This is a genomic window from Staphylococcus sp. 231237_7MaSpsaltlick (assembly GCF_043107035.1).
The window spans coordinates 190,949-206,540 of the sequence record NZ_JBICNX010000009.1 but is presented as its reverse complement, the minus strand read 5'-3'; the positions used below and the strand labels follow the sequence as shown (position 1 = coordinate 206,540).

12 protein-coding genes, 1 pseudogene and 1 riboswitch are annotated in these 15,592 nt (G+C 32.9%); of the genes and pseudogenes, 4 read left to right on the top strand and 9 right to left on the bottom strand.

Annotated elements, in window-relative coordinates; genetic code table 11:
• The 4 genes and pseudogenes from ACF91D_RS18295 to ylqF form a co-directional block, all read right to left on the bottom strand.
• Positions 1 to 110 (bottom strand): annotated as a pseudogene (locus ACF91D_RS18295) (succinate--CoA ligase subunit alpha); the annotation flags it as partial.
• A gap of 21 nt (positions 111 to 131) precedes the next feature.
• Positions 132 to 1,298 (bottom strand): ADP-forming succinate--CoA ligase subunit beta, encoded by a 1,167-nt coding sequence (gene sucC, locus ACF91D_RS18290; RefSeq protein ID WP_039066772.1) that lies wholly within the window; start codon positions 1,296 to 1,298, stop codon positions 132 to 134.
• Positions 1,299 to 1,405: 107 nt separating this feature from the next.
• The gene (locus ACF91D_RS18285; RefSeq protein ID WP_039066773.1) at positions 1,406 to 2,176 is read right to left on the bottom strand and encodes a ribonuclease HII; all 771 of its coding nucleotides are present in this window, start codon (positions 2,174 to 2,176) and stop codon (positions 1,406 to 1,408) included.
• Positions 2,177 to 2,182: 6 nt separating this feature from the next.
• A complete protein-coding gene (ylqF, locus tag ACF91D_RS18280; protein WP_039066774.1) occupies positions 2,183 to 3,043 on the bottom strand; it encodes a ribosome biogenesis GTPase YlqF in 861 nt (286 codons plus the stop codon).
• 371 nt (positions 3,044 to 3,414) lie between these two features.
• On the opposite strand from ylqF, the gene ACF91D_RS18275 reads away from it, so the two are divergent.
• On the top strand, positions 3,415 to 5,994 hold the full coding sequence (locus ACF91D_RS18275) for a YfhO family protein (protein WP_327620634.1): 2,580 nt from the start codon (positions 3,415 to 3,417) through the stop codon (positions 5,992 to 5,994).
• Between the two features lie 41 nt (positions 5,995 to 6,035).
• The gene (locus ACF91D_RS18270; RefSeq protein ID WP_327620635.1) at positions 6,036 to 8,669 is read left to right on the top strand and encodes a YfhO family protein; all 2,634 of its coding nucleotides are present in this window, start codon (positions 6,036 to 6,038) and stop codon (positions 8,667 to 8,669) included.
• A gap of 388 nt (positions 8,670 to 9,057) precedes the next feature.
• Here the strand turns inward: ACF91D_RS18270 and rplS are convergent, their stop codons facing one another.
• The 4 genes from rplS to rpsP all read right to left on the bottom strand — a co-directional run bounded on the left by rplS (position 9,058) and on the right by rpsP (position 11,259).
• Positions 9,058 to 9,408 (bottom strand): 50S ribosomal protein L19, encoded by a 351-nt coding sequence (gene rplS / locus ACF91D_RS18265; protein WP_011303276.1) that lies wholly within the window; start codon positions 9,406 to 9,408, stop codon positions 9,058 to 9,060.
• Positions 9,409 to 9,509: 101 nt separating this feature from the next.
• Positions 9,510 to 10,247 (bottom strand): tRNA (guanosine(37)-N1)-methyltransferase TrmD, encoded by a 738-nt coding sequence (trmD, locus tag ACF91D_RS18260; RefSeq protein WP_039066780.1) that lies wholly within the window; start codon positions 10,245 to 10,247, stop codon positions 9,510 to 9,512.
• Positions 10,247 to 10,753, bottom strand: a complete 507-nt coding sequence (rimM, locus tag ACF91D_RS18255; protein ID WP_069793414.1) for a ribosome maturation factor RimM — start codon at positions 10,751 to 10,753, stop codon at positions 10,247 to 10,249. Before rimM ends, trmD begins: the two co-directional genes overlap by 1 nt.
• Positions 10,754 to 10,992: 239 nt before the next feature.
• On the bottom strand, positions 10,993 to 11,259 hold the full coding sequence (rpsP, locus tag ACF91D_RS18250) for a 30S ribosomal protein S16 (protein ID WP_029377488.1): 267 nt from the start codon (positions 11,257 to 11,259) through the stop codon (positions 10,993 to 10,995).
• A 213-nt stretch (positions 11,260 to 11,472) separates the two neighbouring features.
• Positions 11,473 to 11,571, top strand: a riboswitch (TPP riboswitch).
• A 111-nt stretch (positions 11,572 to 11,682) separates the two neighbouring features.
• Here rpsP and ACF91D_RS18245 point away from each other — a divergent pair.
• Together ACF91D_RS18245 and ACF91D_RS18240 are read left to right on the top strand one after the other, a co-directional pair.
• Positions 11,683 to 12,435: a 3-oxoacyl-ACP reductase gene (locus ACF91D_RS18245; RefSeq protein ID WP_039066784.1), complete on the top strand. Its 753-nt coding sequence runs from the start codon at positions 11,683 to 11,685 to the stop codon at positions 12,433 to 12,435.
• Positions 12,436 to 12,456: 21 nt separating this feature from the next.
• The gene (locus tag ACF91D_RS18240; RefSeq protein ID WP_069793413.1) at positions 12,457 to 13,758 is read left to right on the top strand and encodes an LLM class flavin-dependent oxidoreductase; all 1,302 of its coding nucleotides are present in this window, start codon (positions 12,457 to 12,459) and stop codon (positions 13,756 to 13,758) included.
• A gap of 464 nt (positions 13,759 to 14,222) precedes the next feature.
• Here the strand turns inward: ACF91D_RS18240 and ffh are convergent, their stop codons facing one another.
• Complete coding sequence (gene ffh, locus ACF91D_RS18235) at positions 14,223 to 15,590, bottom strand: signal recognition particle protein (protein WP_039066787.1); 1,368 nt, start codon at positions 15,588 to 15,590, stop codon at positions 14,223 to 14,225.
• Positions 15,591 to 15,592 lie beyond the last annotated feature (2 nt).

Genomic DNA, 15,592 nt, shown 5'->3' with positions numbered 1-15,592 from the left:
GCAACAATTTGTGTACCATATTCAAGCATTTGTTTTGTATGGAAAAGGGCAGTTGACCCTGTGATACCTTGTACAATTACTTTTGTATTCTTATCAATAAATACGCTCATCTTCGTGCTCCCATCCTTTCCTTATGCTTCTTTAACAAGTTTTACGATTTTTTGTGCACCTTCAGCCATTGTAGCTGCTGGTTCAATTGCTAATCCAGATTCTTTAAGGATTTCTTTACCTCTTTCAACGTTTGTACCTTCTAAGCGTACAACAAGTGGTAACGTAAGTTCTACTTCTTTAACTGCGGCAACTATACCTTCTGCAATGATGTCACACTTCATAATACCGCCAAAGATATTTACAAAGATACCTTTAACATGTTCATCACCTAAAATGATTTTAAATGCTTCAGTAACTTTTTCTTTAGTTGCGCCGCCCCCTACGTCAAGGAAGTTAGCCGGATTTCCACCGAAGTGATTAATTGTATCCATAGTAGCCATCGCTAAACCAGCACCATTTACCATACAACCGATATCACCATCTAATGCAATATATGATAAATCATATTTAGATGCTTCGATTTCTTTTGGATCTTCTTCTTCTAAATCACGTAATTCTTGAATATCTTTATGTTTAAATAATGCATTATCATCAAAGTTAACTTTTGCATCTAAAGCTAAGACTTCACCTTCGCCTGTAGTTACAAGTGGGTTGATTTCAACGATAGAACAATCTTTTTCAATGAATACATTATATAATGATACTAAAAATTTAGCCGCTTTATTAATTGATTCTTTTGGAATATTAATGTTGAATGCGATTCTTCTCGCTTGATATGGCGCTAACCCGACAACAGGATCAATTGTTTCTTTGAATATTTTTTCAGGTGTTTCAGCAGCTACTTCTTCAATTTCTGTACCGCCTTCTTCTGAAGCCATTAAAGTAACTCTATCTGTTGCACGATCAATTACAAAACCAACATAATATTCTTTTTGAATATCGCAGCCTTCTTCTATGTAAAGGCGTTTAACTTCTTTACCTTCAGGCCCAGTTTGATGCGTGACAAGCGTCTTACCTAACAATTCATTTGCATAAGTTTCCACTTCGGATAGTGATTTTGCAATTTTCACACCGCCAGCTTTACCTCTACCCCCTGCATGAATCTGTGCTTTTACCACATAAACTTTGGAATCTAATTCTTTTGCCTTTTCAACCGCTTCTTCAGCAGTATACGCTACGCGTCCTTCTGGGACAGCAACGCCCATAGAACGAAATATTGCTTTACCTTGATACTCGTGGATATTCATTCTCCATCCTCCTGTTTCTTAGGTTAAGTTCATAATCAATTATAAGAAATGAAAGCGCTATTGTAAACTCATTTATTCTACTTATTTCAATTATTTCATTTTAACTATTAATTTGTGAGCGATTTAATTGGTTCAAATGTTTTCCTGTGTTCAGGTATGATACCAAATTGTTTAATACCATCTAAATGTTGCTGAGTGCCATAACCAGCGTTTTTTTCGAAACCGTATCCAGGATATTTCTCGGCTAATTCACGCATATATTTATCTCTATGTTCCTTCGCTAACACGCTTGCTGCAGCAATTGATACACTTCTGGCATCTCCTTTAATTAACGATGTTTGTGGGATATCTGTGTCTAGAGTCATCGCATCCACAAGTAAGTGTGTTGGGCGTATTGATAAAGCTTCAATCGCTCTTAACATTGCTATTTTTGTAGCTTCATAAATATTAAAACGATCTATCTCTTCCACTGTTGCATAACCATATGCATATGCAAGGACATCGTTTAATAGTTGTTCCTCAATACCTTGTCTTTGCTTTGCAGACAATTTCTTTGAGTCATTTAAACCAGTAAAATGGTGATTTTCATTTAAAATCACTGCACAGGTTACAACTGGTCCAGCCAACGGGCCACGCCCAACTTCATCGATACCGCAAATAAACGCATTGTTATTTTGTGCTAACAATGCGGCTTCAAACTCTGACATTTCCTCATAATTTTTTAGTAATAACTGCTCTTTTTTTAATTGATTACGCCTTTGCGTAATAGCGTTTTGCACGCCTTTACGTTCATCCCCCATAAACATGTGTGCATTAAGCTCGTCTAAAGATTGTATTGTTTGTAACGTTTTTTTTACTTCTTCAATCGTTTGTTTCATATATGTCTACACGTCCATTTCATTGATGATATCAAACGTGTACGTACCAACTTTGGCATTTCTAACTTCATGAATAATCAGATCGATTACCGCTTCATAATCTATTTCATTACCTCGACGCAACAAACCACGTCTACGTCCAATAGCATCAAACCATTCTATGTTCTCTGCATCTATAGAGACATCAATTTTATAGTGTTGTTTTAATCCTTCATAATCATGTGCTTTCATGAAATCTAAAGCGTAAATAGCTACTTCATCTAAATGAACGATGCTATCTTTTATTGCTCCAGTAACACTTAGTTTCTTTCCAACAAGTTGATCTTCGAATTTGGGCCATAAAATTCCTGGAGTATCTAACAATTGTAATGAATTCCCTACCTTTATCCATTGTTGTTGTTTAGTTACACCCGGCGTATTACCTGTTTTGGCAATAGATTTATTAGCTAATTTATTGATTAACGTTGATTTCCCTACATTAGGTATGCCGACAATCATAGCTCTAATCGCTCTAGGCTTTAGCCCTTTTTGTTTTTCTTTTTCAAATTTTTCTTTGGTAGCTTTAATAGCAGTTTGTTCTACTTGTTTTAATCCTTTACCATGTTTCGCGTCAATTGCCACAGGGTAATAACCTTTATCTTTAAAAAATGATTCCCACTTTTCTAATTCTTTTAAGTTTGCCATATCTTTCTTATTTAAAATAACTACACGTGGTTTTTGTTGTATCACTTCGTCAATCATCGGGTTTCTAGAACTATACGGAATTCTGGCGTCTACTAATTCAAATACGACATCGACTTTTTTTAATTGTTCTGATACTTCTCTTTTTGCTTTAGCCATGTGGCCTGGATACCATTGTATTACCATATCAATATCACCTTTCTATTATTACTAATTTCAAATTTTTATTAAATTAAATATATAATTATACTTGCACGTTGCTTTGACTTTAAAATCATAACACGCTATATAGTGCTTGATAAACAAAATAATGGCAAGGCTTATTTAACACCTTCAATTTTACACCATTATTTAATATATAAACACTGATGTTTCGTAATTGGACTTTAGATATATGTTAATTAGTTAATGTTTTATTTATATCTTATTTTTTGAGAAAATTAAGATATATATCCTAAAAAGATTAATTTCACATAATATATATAGTCTTTTTAAACTAAATTTGCAAAAAATCGTTACAATAGAATTATATTGAATACATATATAGGAGATTACCTATGAAACGTAAATTATTGTACCTCTGTTTATTTATTATATTGGCAATTATTGGTCATAGTTATGTTATTTATAGATACATTTATGATGGTGTGTTGTTTACTGGTCCTAATGATGGGATTGAACAGATGATCCCAATTCAAATGTACTTGTTTGACAATTGGAGTAAGGGGAATTGGTTTTACGCATCTGATTTTGGTTTAGGGGGAGATTTTTTCACTGATTTAAGCTACTATTTTTCCACTAACATTATTTTTATTTTCAATGTAGTGGTCATTGTACTACTTAAAACCTTTATTCCTTTGAACACCTCAGATGTGATGTTTTGGACGACGAATGCCTTGATTATATCAATCATTAAATCAGCTATTGCCATGCTAGGAACATTTATATTTGTGCGTTATATTTCATTTAATCGCAATATTGCTATACTTGCCGCCTTTATTTTTGTTGTATCCCCGCTTTACTTTAGATTCACAGTCTACTGGCCATTTTTTAGCGACATATTTATATGGTTACCGTTATTGTTATGGTCTATAGAACGTTTTCTCAAAAGCGGAAAAATAGGTTGGTTTATCCTAATTGTGGCTATTTCACTTATTAATAATTTTTATTTTGCATATTACCAATTATTAACCGGTATTTTATATTTATCAGTTAGGGTCTTATTCCGACACAAAAATGATTTAGTTCCTAGATTCAAAGCGTTTTGGTCATTAGCTTTAACATCTTTTGTTGCATTAGGCTGTAGTTTGTTTGTTTTTTTCCATGCTGTACAAGGTTTCATTAACAATAGACGTACACCTTTTGATAGTAAAGTAGATTTATTTGAACATTTCAACCAAAATACTAATATTTTTTATGATAACTATTTAATTGTTTTATCTTTTATTACTTTACAAGCGTTATTATCGTTCAAATTATATAAACACTACTATTTTAAATTATTTGCCTTATTAACCTTTATTTCTATTGTTGCAAGTTTCATTCCATTTATTGATCAAATATTTAATGGATTTTCGGCGCCTCAAAAAAGATGGCATTATCTTATTTCATTAAACGCTGCTGTTTTAATTAGTTTCTATATCAAATATTTCCGAACACTATCATTAAAAAATTATGTCTTTTCTTCTATTGTTGCATTAAGTTATCTATTTATCAGTGCATGGTACTATAGTGACTTTGTATCTTGGTTATGGTTTACACCTATTGTAAGTACGATTGGTTTCCTTATACTTTTAGTCAATCATGCCAAATCACGCGTTAAGCTAACATATTTATTCATTATTTCTATTATGATTCTCAATTTACTAATTTCATTTGTCTTTATCCGTAATCAAATTTACTTCGAAGATCATGTTGAGCGTGCTAATAAAGATTATATTAATGCTAGTCTATTTAATACTCCGCTCCAACGACAATTAGTGTCACAAATGACGCATCATAAATCAGAGGATGAACGTATTGATTGGCGTGTTAATGAACAAGATAATACACCTATGTATCAGCATTTCAAAGGTATGAGTATCTATTCAAGCATTTTTGACCATAATATTTTAGATTACTACTATGATGCGCTAAAAATTAATATGCAAGAAGAATCAGTCAGTAGATATCAATCCACAAATGCACGTCAAAATATTAACAGCTTATTTTCAGTCCAATTTTTAATGCTTAAAGATTACCAAAATAACGTACCTGCTTTTTTCAAAAAAGTAAAAACAGAAGGACAATATCAAATTTATGAAAATACATTGAACCTTCCATCTGTACGTGTAACAAATCGGGTTTATGATTCAAACGCTATTAATAAACCTATTGATAGAGAACACGCCATGATTGATGGCGTAGTAGTCAATGGTAAAGGACAAAAATATACCGATACTGCCCAAAATTTATTAAATCAGACTCAAATATCTTATAAAAATATTAAACAGATGAACGGACAACATATACATCTTAATAACGATAACAGTCGAATCCAATTACACATCCCAGAACATCTAAGAGAACGTTTTAGTGATTTTTATTTAACTTTAAAAGTAAAACGCGGTTATCCGGACAGTAATTTTACTGTGAATATAAATGACTATGCAAATCATCGTTTATTTAATAATTCTACATATCGAACAGGCGTAGATACACAACTTTACAAAACACAACCAGATGCACAAGGCAATATAAATATCAACCTTAGTCCATCTGGAAATTATCAATTAGACATTAAAAGTTTACATGGTGAAAATTATCAAAAATTACAAGGGGCCCATGGCTCAAAAACTAATATAGGTCATTATCGCAATATTAAAAACGGTGTTAAAGTCAACTTATCTTCACATCAAAATGGAATCGCTTCTATTAATATTCCGTATCGTGATGGCATGACTGCCTATATTGATGGTAAAAAGGTAAAACCATTTAAAGTGAATTATATGATGACTGGTGTTTCTGTAAACAAAGACACACGTCAAATAATGATTAAATATCGTCCTAAATATTGGTATACCATGATAATTATTTCCTCCATATTTATATTATCTACAATTACATGGTTAATTCGTAAAAAAATAAAAAATAAATAAATCATTATATAAAAGGAGTTTGTTAGAGATGAGGTATAACCATGTTTCGTAAGATTTGGTCCAATAAAACAACAAGATTGCTTTGTATCATTACTATGGGTGTTTTTGTCGCTCTTCTTACATTCGCCCCATATATTTATCGCTACTTAATCCATGGGGTTGTTTTTAGCGGGTCGGGTGATGGTTACAGGCAAATGATGCCTTTTCAAATGTACTTATATGAACATTTTAGTCAATTTAAAAGTACATATGACCACTCATTTGGGCTTGGAGGAGATTTTGTAAAAGATTTATCTTATTACTATTCAACTTCACCATTTACATATATTAATTTTATATTTGTGTGGGTATCGGAAACGATATTTAATAGTAATCCTAGTCAAATTACATTTTGGGCCAGCAACCAGTTAATCGTTGCCTTTATTAAAGGTGTAGCAACTTTTGTTATAACTTTTTATTTCTTTAAATATTTAAATTTTAAAAGTTATACAATATTTTTGGCTGCATTACTCTACGGTGCATCTACAACAGTTATATACTTTAATTTTACGTGGTCATACTACGGGGATTTACTTATTTTTCTCCCCTTGTCACTGTTAGGTATTGAACGTTTTTATAGAGAGAAAAAATTAGGCCTATTTATTTTTGCAATTGCATTAACCCTTTTCTCAAATTTTTACTTTAGTTACTATGAAGCGATTGCGATATTAGCTTATGTAATTTATCGTTTTATATTTCCACATCCAAGAGATATCGTTTCACGTAAGCAGCAGTTATGGATAATACCTGTTTCAGTCATATTAAGCACGTTAATTGGTGTTTGGGGATTTTATACTGGTGTATCTTCATTTCTCAATAATGATAGAGTAAGCAATCCGCATTTTAGTATAAACATCCTTACAGACTTTGCTCGCCAAAAAAACTTTTTTAGCAACGGCTTTTACATTACCGTATCAATGATTGCCATCATCGCTTTATTATCTTTTAAACTTTACAAGCACTATTACTATAGATTTTTTGCAATTGCAACATGGATTATGTTAATAGGTTCATTAACGCCTTATTTCGATAGTATGTTTAATGGATTTTCTACACCAGAGCGCAGATGGGTTTATATTTTTGCATTAACAACGTCAGGGCTGATTGCATTATTTATTCAGCATCTTGCAGAGTTAAGTCTAAAATCTTATGTCATTTCTTGTGTACCTGTTTTAGTAATTATGGGGATTATGGCACTTATTGTGACTGACCAAAAAATATCATGGATGCTTATATGCTTAATACTTATGCTTTTTATAGCATTCATATTATTTAAGAAAGATTTATTGCAACAACGCTGGGTCATATTTGTCATCTTATGCTTGTTTATTGTGCAGCAAGCATTTATATTATCTAACAATCACTTTAATAATGTTAAAAACTATGAATCTACTGTTTCAGCTATGCATGAGGCAGACTACAAAAGTCCTGCATTAGCTAAAAAAATAGATACAATCAATCAACAACATGATGACGACCCTTTAAATAGAATTGATTACATGTCACAATACGGTTTGAATTCACCGATGCTCTATCATTTTGATGGCACTGCCTTATATTCAAGCATATTTGATGGTGACATTTTAAAATATTATGATAAAACATTACAAATTAATATGCATACTGATAAAAATAGCACTTATCGTTTATTATCTAATCGCGCTAATTTAATGGCTTTATGGAATGTACAAGATCGCATACGGCGTCCAAATGATTTAAATATTCCCTATGGATTTAAACACAAAAGCACTGTTGACCATTCTAAAGAAGAATCATTTTTACATTCTACAAATCAAATAGCTTATCCAAGTGCACATATCACGGATAAAGTTTTTGATTCCAAAGACCTTAAATCGCCATTAGATAGAGAACAAGCCATGTTACAAGGTGTTGTATTGAATGATAGTAGCACTTCATCCAATCAAACATTCAAAGCTAATAAAAATTTATTAACAGAAGCGACGTCAACATTAACCGACGCTCACAGAAATGAAGGCAATCATTTAATTGTTTCTAAAGACAACGGCGGCATAAGTTATCATTTACCTAAATCTATTGCTGATAAGTATGAAGATATGTATATTGAGATGGATGTAGAGTTACTCTCACCTGATAAAGCTCATGAAGTTCGTGTTAACGAGTACAGCCAACAACGCAATGAATTGACTTACAAGTATAGACGGTTTGTTACACCAGTAACCATGCGTGTTAACGCAAATAAAGATTTAAATATCCAATTATCTAAAGGAAATTATCGATTTAATATCAAAGGTATTTATGGAGAAGATTATCAAACTTTACGTAACGCAACAAAATCTTTAAATCCAGTAAAAGTATCTCAAGAACGTACAGGCTATACAGTAACTAAAAGTAAAGAAGATAAAGGGTACATTGTACTCCCTATGGCTTATCGTAATGGCATGAAAGCTTATTCGGGCAAACAAGAATTACCTGTCAAACAGGGTAACGGTATTATGACAGTAATTTCTACTGAAAAAGGTCAAGAAAAGATTACTTTAAAATATAAACCACCACACGCCCTACCCTTAATAACGTTATCTGTTTTCGGTGTAATTTTTAGTATTATCTTTTTATGGTGGTTAAGAAATAAGTCCAAAGATAACATAAGTAAATAGAAAATATCATTAAAATGTGTCAATATACTTAAGAAGAAATTCACCTTGGTATACCTATATTCAAATAACGCTCATTTACCTCGCTATACTAGACGCAGCTTTAATGTGTATTATGGGCTATTTGGAGCTATTTAGAGGTTTCAGGGCATAAGACGTTTAGTAGTTTGATTTGAGCTTTGTATGATCTTTGTATGTTGTGCTATGTATTCATTAAGCACAATCAAAATCATTAGGTACCTATACTTATCCTTAATTCTCAAAACGTTAACTATCCCTCTTTAAACAAACGAATTTCATCTACAATATCTAGCCATAGCTTTTTATTATATTAGTAAACAAAAAAGCGATCCTCATAAAGAGGACCGCTTTTTTATGCTTATTATGCTGATTAACGAATTTCTTTAATTCTAGCAGCTTTACCACGTAATTCACGTAGGTAATATAATTTAGCACGACGAACTTTACCACGACGTGAAACTTCAATTTTTTCGATTTTTGGTGTGTGTAATGGGAATGTACGTTCCACACCTACACCAGAAGAAATCTTACGTACAGTGAAAGTTTCTGAAATACCTCCACCACGGCGTTTGATTACTACACCTTCGAATACTTGGATACGTTCACGTGTACCTTCAATAATACGTACGTGCACTTTTAAAGTGTCACCTGGACGGAATGAAGGTAAGTCTGTGCGTAATTGCGATTGAGTTACTGCTTCGATTAATTTGTGATTACTCATTATTTTTCTCTCCTTCAACCTATGTTCTTGCCTCGACAAAATATAGCAGCGGATCATAGTGATTTTCGTGTGTCGCACACTTAAAATATGTTAGCACATAGTTAGTCTTTTTTCAATTGCTTTTTATATCTTTCTATAATCTCTTTGTCTTCTTGTGACATAGTGACGCTATTTAAAAGATCTGGTCGCTTCGTCCAAGTTCTGATAATTTTCTGTTCATGACGCCACTTTTCTATATTTGCATGATTACCTGACAACAATACATCTGGCACGCCCATCCCTTTATATTCACGAGGTCTTGTATATTGAGGGAATTCTAGCAAACCATCTTGAAATGAATCATCTTCATGTGATTGTTGGTTACCTAATACACCAGGTAGTAACCTAACAATTGCATCCGTCATTACCATTGCTGGTAGTTCTCCACCAGTCAATACATAATCTCCCATGGAAATCTCATCGGTCACTAAGTTTTCGCGAATTCTTTCATCATAACCTTCATAATGACCACAAATAAAAACGATATGTTCTGCTTGGCTAAGTTCATTAGCAATTGCTTGATTAAATGGACGTCCCTGAGGACACATTAATATTACCCTTGTATCAGCTGTCTTATCGATACTATCCATTGCATTAAATATAGGCTCTGGCTTTAATACCATCCCTTGCCCACCACCAAAAGGATAATCATCTACTTGGTTATGTTTATTTTCTGCAAAATGCCTAAAATCTACTGTATTGACTTCTAACATATCTTTTTCTTGAGCACGTTTCAAAATAGAATGATTTAACACGCCATTAAACATATCTGGAAATAAAGTTAAATAATCAATCTTCATTAATCTAGCAATCCTTCCATTGGGGAGATTTTAATAAGTCTACCTTCGACATCAATCTCTTTAACAACATCTGCAATATAAGGTATTAAATATTCTTTATCTCCTTTAACCACCCAAACATCATTGGCACCTGTTTCAAAAATTTCTATCACGCGACCAATTGGAGTATCTTCTTCATCAAAGACCGTACAACCAATAATGTCTGAATAATAAAATTCATGTTCTCCTAATTCTATTTCTTCATGATCACGTTCTTGAACTAACGTTTCTCCTTTTAAATGTTCAATATCATTAATGTTATTGATTCCTTCAAATGTTAACATATGAAGTCCTTTATGCATTCTATAAGACGAAATCGTAAATGTTATTGATTCTTTATTTTTACGTTCTATCTCAACGATTTCACCCGGTTGAAAACGTATATCAGTAAAATCTGAATTAGATTTCACCTTCACTTCACCTTTTATTCCATGTGTATTTACAATCTTGCCTACTTCAACTTTCATATATGTTCCTCCATAATAATTTGGCTATTTCATTTAATTTTGATTATGTATATGCGTTATTTTATTAGCTTATTATAACATGTAATCTCGATTTCTGTGTTTCATTACATTTAAAAAATGAAGGTTCCATGACATGTGCTATTTTATATTTCCTTAACTATATTTAATATTTCTCAATAAAAAAAGAGTACCTATTAAGGTACTCTTACAAATATACAGAGTGTATATTAGGTTAAAAATTATTTTTGATCATCAAATTTTTTCAAGATACCTTCTCTTGATAAAATGTTGTGAACTGTATCAGTTGGTTTCGCACCATCTTTTAACCATTTAAGTGCTAATTCTTCGTCAATTTTAACTTCTGGTGCATTTACATTGTTAGGGTTGTAAGTACCGATTTGTTCGATATTACGACCGTCACGTGGTGCACGAGCATCAGCTGCTACGATACGATAGAATGGATTTCTTTTTGAACCTAAACGTGTTAAACGTAATTTAACTGCCATTTATATTCGCTCCTTTAATTTTCATAGTTTTTATTTTCTACAAGAAATAATAATAACAGTAATAATCAACTTTGTAAAGAGTTTCTTCTTTACCAATTTCAATATTACGCAAATTTCGTTTCTTAGCTTAAATTATGGTCATTTAAGAATCTTAAATTAACCTAAACTTGACATTATTCACTAAAAAATATACATTGAAATTAAATTAAATAATAAATGCACTAGGGGTGTTTCTAACTGAGATGAGTCTAACTCAAACCCTTTGAACCTGATCTAGTTTAAACTAGCGGAGGAAAGTGTGTAGTTTAGCATATTTCAAAAGTTTTTTGAAACAATTTCATACATATGTTGATATTTCTAATACACAACTTTCTTTCAGAAGGGTTGTGTATTTTTTTATTGAAAAATTAAGGAGTGTGTATAATGAACAAAACAGTAATAGTAACTGGAAGCAGCCGTGGATTAGGTGCAACTATCGTAAAAACGTTAGCTCAAAAAGGACATAACGTTGTCATAAACTATCATAATAGTGAAGATGCCGCACAAAGGCTTGTTGATGAGATTGGAACTCGACAAGCAATCGCTATACAAGCAGATGTGACAAAACGAAATGAAATTGACAGCTTAGTTAATGAAGCTACACAATATTTTGGCCAAGTTGATGTTGTAATTAATAATGCACTAGTTGGGTTTAAATTTGATCCTGTTCAACAAAAAGCATTTGCAGATCTTTCGTGGGATGATTACCAGCAACAAATTGACGGTACATTAAAAGCTGCTTTCAACGTGTGTCAAAGTGTTATACCTCAATTCATTCAAAGACAAAAAGGTAATATTATCTCAATTGGCACGAATTTATTCCAAAACCCAGTCGTCCCTTATCATGAATATACAACCGCTAAAGCTGGATTAATTGGCTTTTCACGTAATTTAGCTGCTGAATTAGGACAATATGGTATCACATCAAATGTAGTATCAGGTGGTTTGTTAAAAACTACCGATGCAAGCGCAACTACAACAACTGAAGTCTTTGATTTAATTGCTCAAACAACACCTATTAAAAAGGTCACTGCACCACAAGATGTTGCTAATATGGTTGCATATCTCGTGTCAGACCAATCAAACGGCATTACAGGTCAGAATTTCACAGTCGATGGTGGCTTAACAATGAATTAATAAGGAGGATTAAATTATTTTATGACACAAACACAACATCTAAACATCGGCGTACTCATCTATGGATGCGGCCATCACCAAGCCGCGTGGCGTATGCCCGATTCAAGCGTTGAACGTATTGGTGATATTACATATTATCAATCATTAGCAAAAATCGCAGAACAAGGCTTGTTTGATGCTATATTTTTTGCTGACAATCAATCGTTTCCAGCTAATTCTAAAAGTGATATGCCTGCATTTTGGTTTGATCCTTTAGTGAATTTAGCTGCGATATCACAAGTTACTGAACATGTCGGTCTAGTAGCTACTATATCTAGTACATTTGCCAACCCTTTTACAGCTGCTAGACAATTACTGAGTATTGACCATATTAGTCAAGGTCGTGCTGGTTGGAACTTAGTAACGTCAATGACAGATTTGGAAGCTGCAAACCATAGTATGGATCATTTACCTGAACACGAAGAACGCTATAAAAAAGCAGATGAATTCGCTCAAGTGATGAATCGATTACTTGAATCTTGGAGTGTCGATAACTTTCTGCATAATAAAGAAGATAATAGTTTAATTAACGAATCTGCAATCAGCCCTATCAATCATCAAGGAGCGTATTTTAACGTTCAAGGACCTTTAACAACACCAAGCAGCCCTCAAGGAAAACCGATTGCTATGCAAGCCGGTGCTTCAGATCCTGGTATTGCACTGGCAACTAAATACGCAGATGCAGTATATGCTGTAGCTTGGAATTTTAATCAAGCTTATGCTTTTAAAAAGAAATTAAATCAAAAATTAAAACAACAAGAAAAGTCTGAAAATAGTTTGAAAGTATTCCCTGGATTAGTAACGTATGTTGGACAATCGTATGAAGAAGCTTACGCAAAAAAGCAACAACTCGATGAATCTTTAGAAGTTGATACAGCTTTAAATCAATTAGAGTTTTTTATCCAACAAGATTGCCATAATTGGGAATTGGATGAACTTGTACCACCTTTACCACCCGTCGAATCTTTTAACGGACCTAAAGGGCGCTATCAAACTGTGTTAGAAATTATTAAAGATAAAAATCCAACATTGCGAGAATTATTAGGTTATTTAAGTGCAGGTGGTGGGCATTTAACACTTATTGGGACGCCAAAAGATATTGTGGATGAAATGGAACATTGGTTTAATGAAGGTGTTGCAGATGGTTTTAACTTAATGCCTCCAGTATTTCCAGATAGTTTACAAGATTTCGTCGATGATATTGTACCTGAATTACAAAAGCGTGGTTTATACCGAACTGAATATGAAGGTAAAACATTTAGGGAAAATATCGGTATTCATTAATAATTATTTATCGGTGTCTTATCCTCAAAAAACGTTTTTATAAGCAAAATCGCCGTAATCACAGGAGTTCCATACCATCGACAAAGCCTCAGACTTTATTGGCAATTTTTGTACACGCTTTCCGCGGGCGTTGCCTTATCCTGTAGCTTCGGCTATTAATATTCCCACAGGACTCGGACCAAATCACTGCCAATATTATACTAAAAAGATTATAATATATAAATTAAACAGTGTTGATATTTATTATGTTGAATAAATCAATTGATAAAAGAGCCAACTTTGGTCTGTAAGATTCCTGCTATTTTAAAAATAACTATACAAATATAAATAAACAAAGCATAAGTGACAATTCACCTATGCTTTGTCTACGTTCTAAAACCAGTAAAAAAGTAGTAATCCACGCTTTCGATGTGGATTACTACTTTTTAAACTATTGTTAGATTAATCTTTTTAAGAAGCCTATTTTAAAATGGTAAGTTCATACCATTCATCATATTTTCCATTTGCTTACGTTTACCTTTTTTACCTTTTCCGCCACCGGAAAATTGTTTCATCATTTTCTTCATATCATTAAATTGTTTCATTAACCTATTTATTTCTTGAACTGAACGTCCAGAACCTTTAGCGATACGTTTTTTACGAGAAACATTTAATGTCTCAGGTTCATTACGTTCACTCGGTGTCATAGACTGAATAATTGCCTTAATATGATCGATTTGTTTTTCGTCCATATTCAATTTATCCATGCCTTTCATCTTGTTCATGCCTGGTATCATTTTCATAATATCATCAAGCGGTCCTAGATTTTTAACTTGATCTAATTGTTCTAAGAAGTCTTCTAATGTGAAAGATGAAGTACGCATTTTTTTCTCTAAATCTTTCGCTTTATCTTCATCAACATCTTGTTGTGCTTTTTCAATTAAACTTAAGACATCGCCCATTCCAAGGATACGAGAAGCCATACGTTCAGGGTGAAATGGCTCTAGACCATCGAGTTTTTCACTCATACCTACAAATTTAATTGGTTTTTGAGTAACAGATCTAATGGATAATGCAGCACCACCACGAGTATCTCCATCTAGTTTTGTCAATGTGACGCCTGAAACGTCAAGCTGGTCATCGAATGATTGTGCTACATTGACAGCATCTTGACCCGTCATTGCATCAACAACAAGCATAATTTCATTTGGTTTTGTAATTTCTTTGACGTCTGTCAATTCTTCCATTAAGGCTTCATCGACATGTAAACGGCCTGCAGTATCAATAATTACAAAATCTAAATGTTCTTCTTTAGCATGATTAATAGCATTCTCAACTATTTGTTGTGGTTTTACTTGATCGCCTTCACTGTATACAGGTATATCAATTTGTTTACCTACAGTTTGTAATTGATCAATTGCAGCTGGACGGTATATATCTGCTGCAACAAGCATTGGTTTTTTATTATATTTTTTACGCATTAGTAGTGCTAATTTACCAGCAGTTGTTGTTTTACCTGCACCTTGTAAACCAACCATCATTACTACTGTTGGTGGCTTATTAGCCATTGTAATGGTTGCATTTTCCCCGCCCATTAATTGAGTCAGTTCTTCTTGCACTATTTTAATTACTTGTTGCCCAGGTGTTAATGATTTCATTACATCTGAACCTAGTGCTCTATCTGATACAGTTTTGATAAAATCCTTAACGACTTTAAAGTTAACGTCTGCTTCTAATAATGCTAATCTAACTTCACGCATCATTAATTTAATATCAGCTTCAGTGACTTTACCTTTACCACGGATTTTTTGCATCGTTCCTTGCAAACGATCGGACAATCCTTCAAATGCCATAT

Coding starts and splice junctions, on each gene's coding strand:
- sucC (WP_039066772.1), bottom strand. CDS start 1,298: ATGAATATCCACGAGTATCAAGGTAAAGCAATATTTCGTTCTATGGGC.
- ACF91D_RS18240 (WP_069793413.1), top strand. CDS start 12,457: ATGACACAAACACAACATCTAAACATCGGCGTACTCATCTATGGATGC.
- rplS (WP_011303276.1), bottom strand. CDS start 9,408: ATGAGTAATCACAAATTAATCGAAGCAGTAACTCAATCGCAATTACGC.
- rimM (WP_069793414.1), bottom strand. CDS start 10,753: ATGAAAGTTGAAGTAGGCAAGATTGTAAATACACATGGAATAAAAGGT.
- rpsP (WP_029377488.1), bottom strand. CDS start 11,259: ATGGCAGTTAAATTACGTTTAACACGTTTAGGTTCAAAAAGAAATCCA.
- ACF91D_RS18245 (WP_039066784.1), top strand. CDS start 11,683: ATGAACAAAACAGTAATAGTAACTGGAAGCAGCCGTGGATTAGGTGCA.
- ACF91D_RS18275 (WP_327620634.1), top strand. CDS start 3,415: ATGAAACGTAAATTATTGTACCTCTGTTTATTTATTATATTGGCAATT.
- ffh (WP_039066787.1), bottom strand. CDS start 15,590: ATGGCATTTGAAGGATTGTCCGATCGTTTGCAAGGAACGATGCAAAAA.
- ACF91D_RS18270 (WP_327620635.1), top strand. CDS start 6,036: ATGTTTCGTAAGATTTGGTCCAATAAAACAACAAGATTGCTTTGTATC.
- trmD (WP_039066780.1), bottom strand. CDS start 10,247: ATGAAGATTGATTATTTAACTTTATTTCCAGATATGTTTAATGGCGTG.
- ACF91D_RS18285 (WP_039066773.1), bottom strand. CDS start 2,176: ATGAAACAAACGATTGAAGAAGTAAAAAAAACGTTACAAACAATACAA.
- ylqF (WP_039066774.1), bottom strand. CDS start 3,043: ATGGTAATACAATGGTATCCAGGCCACATGGCTAAAGCAAAAAGAGAA.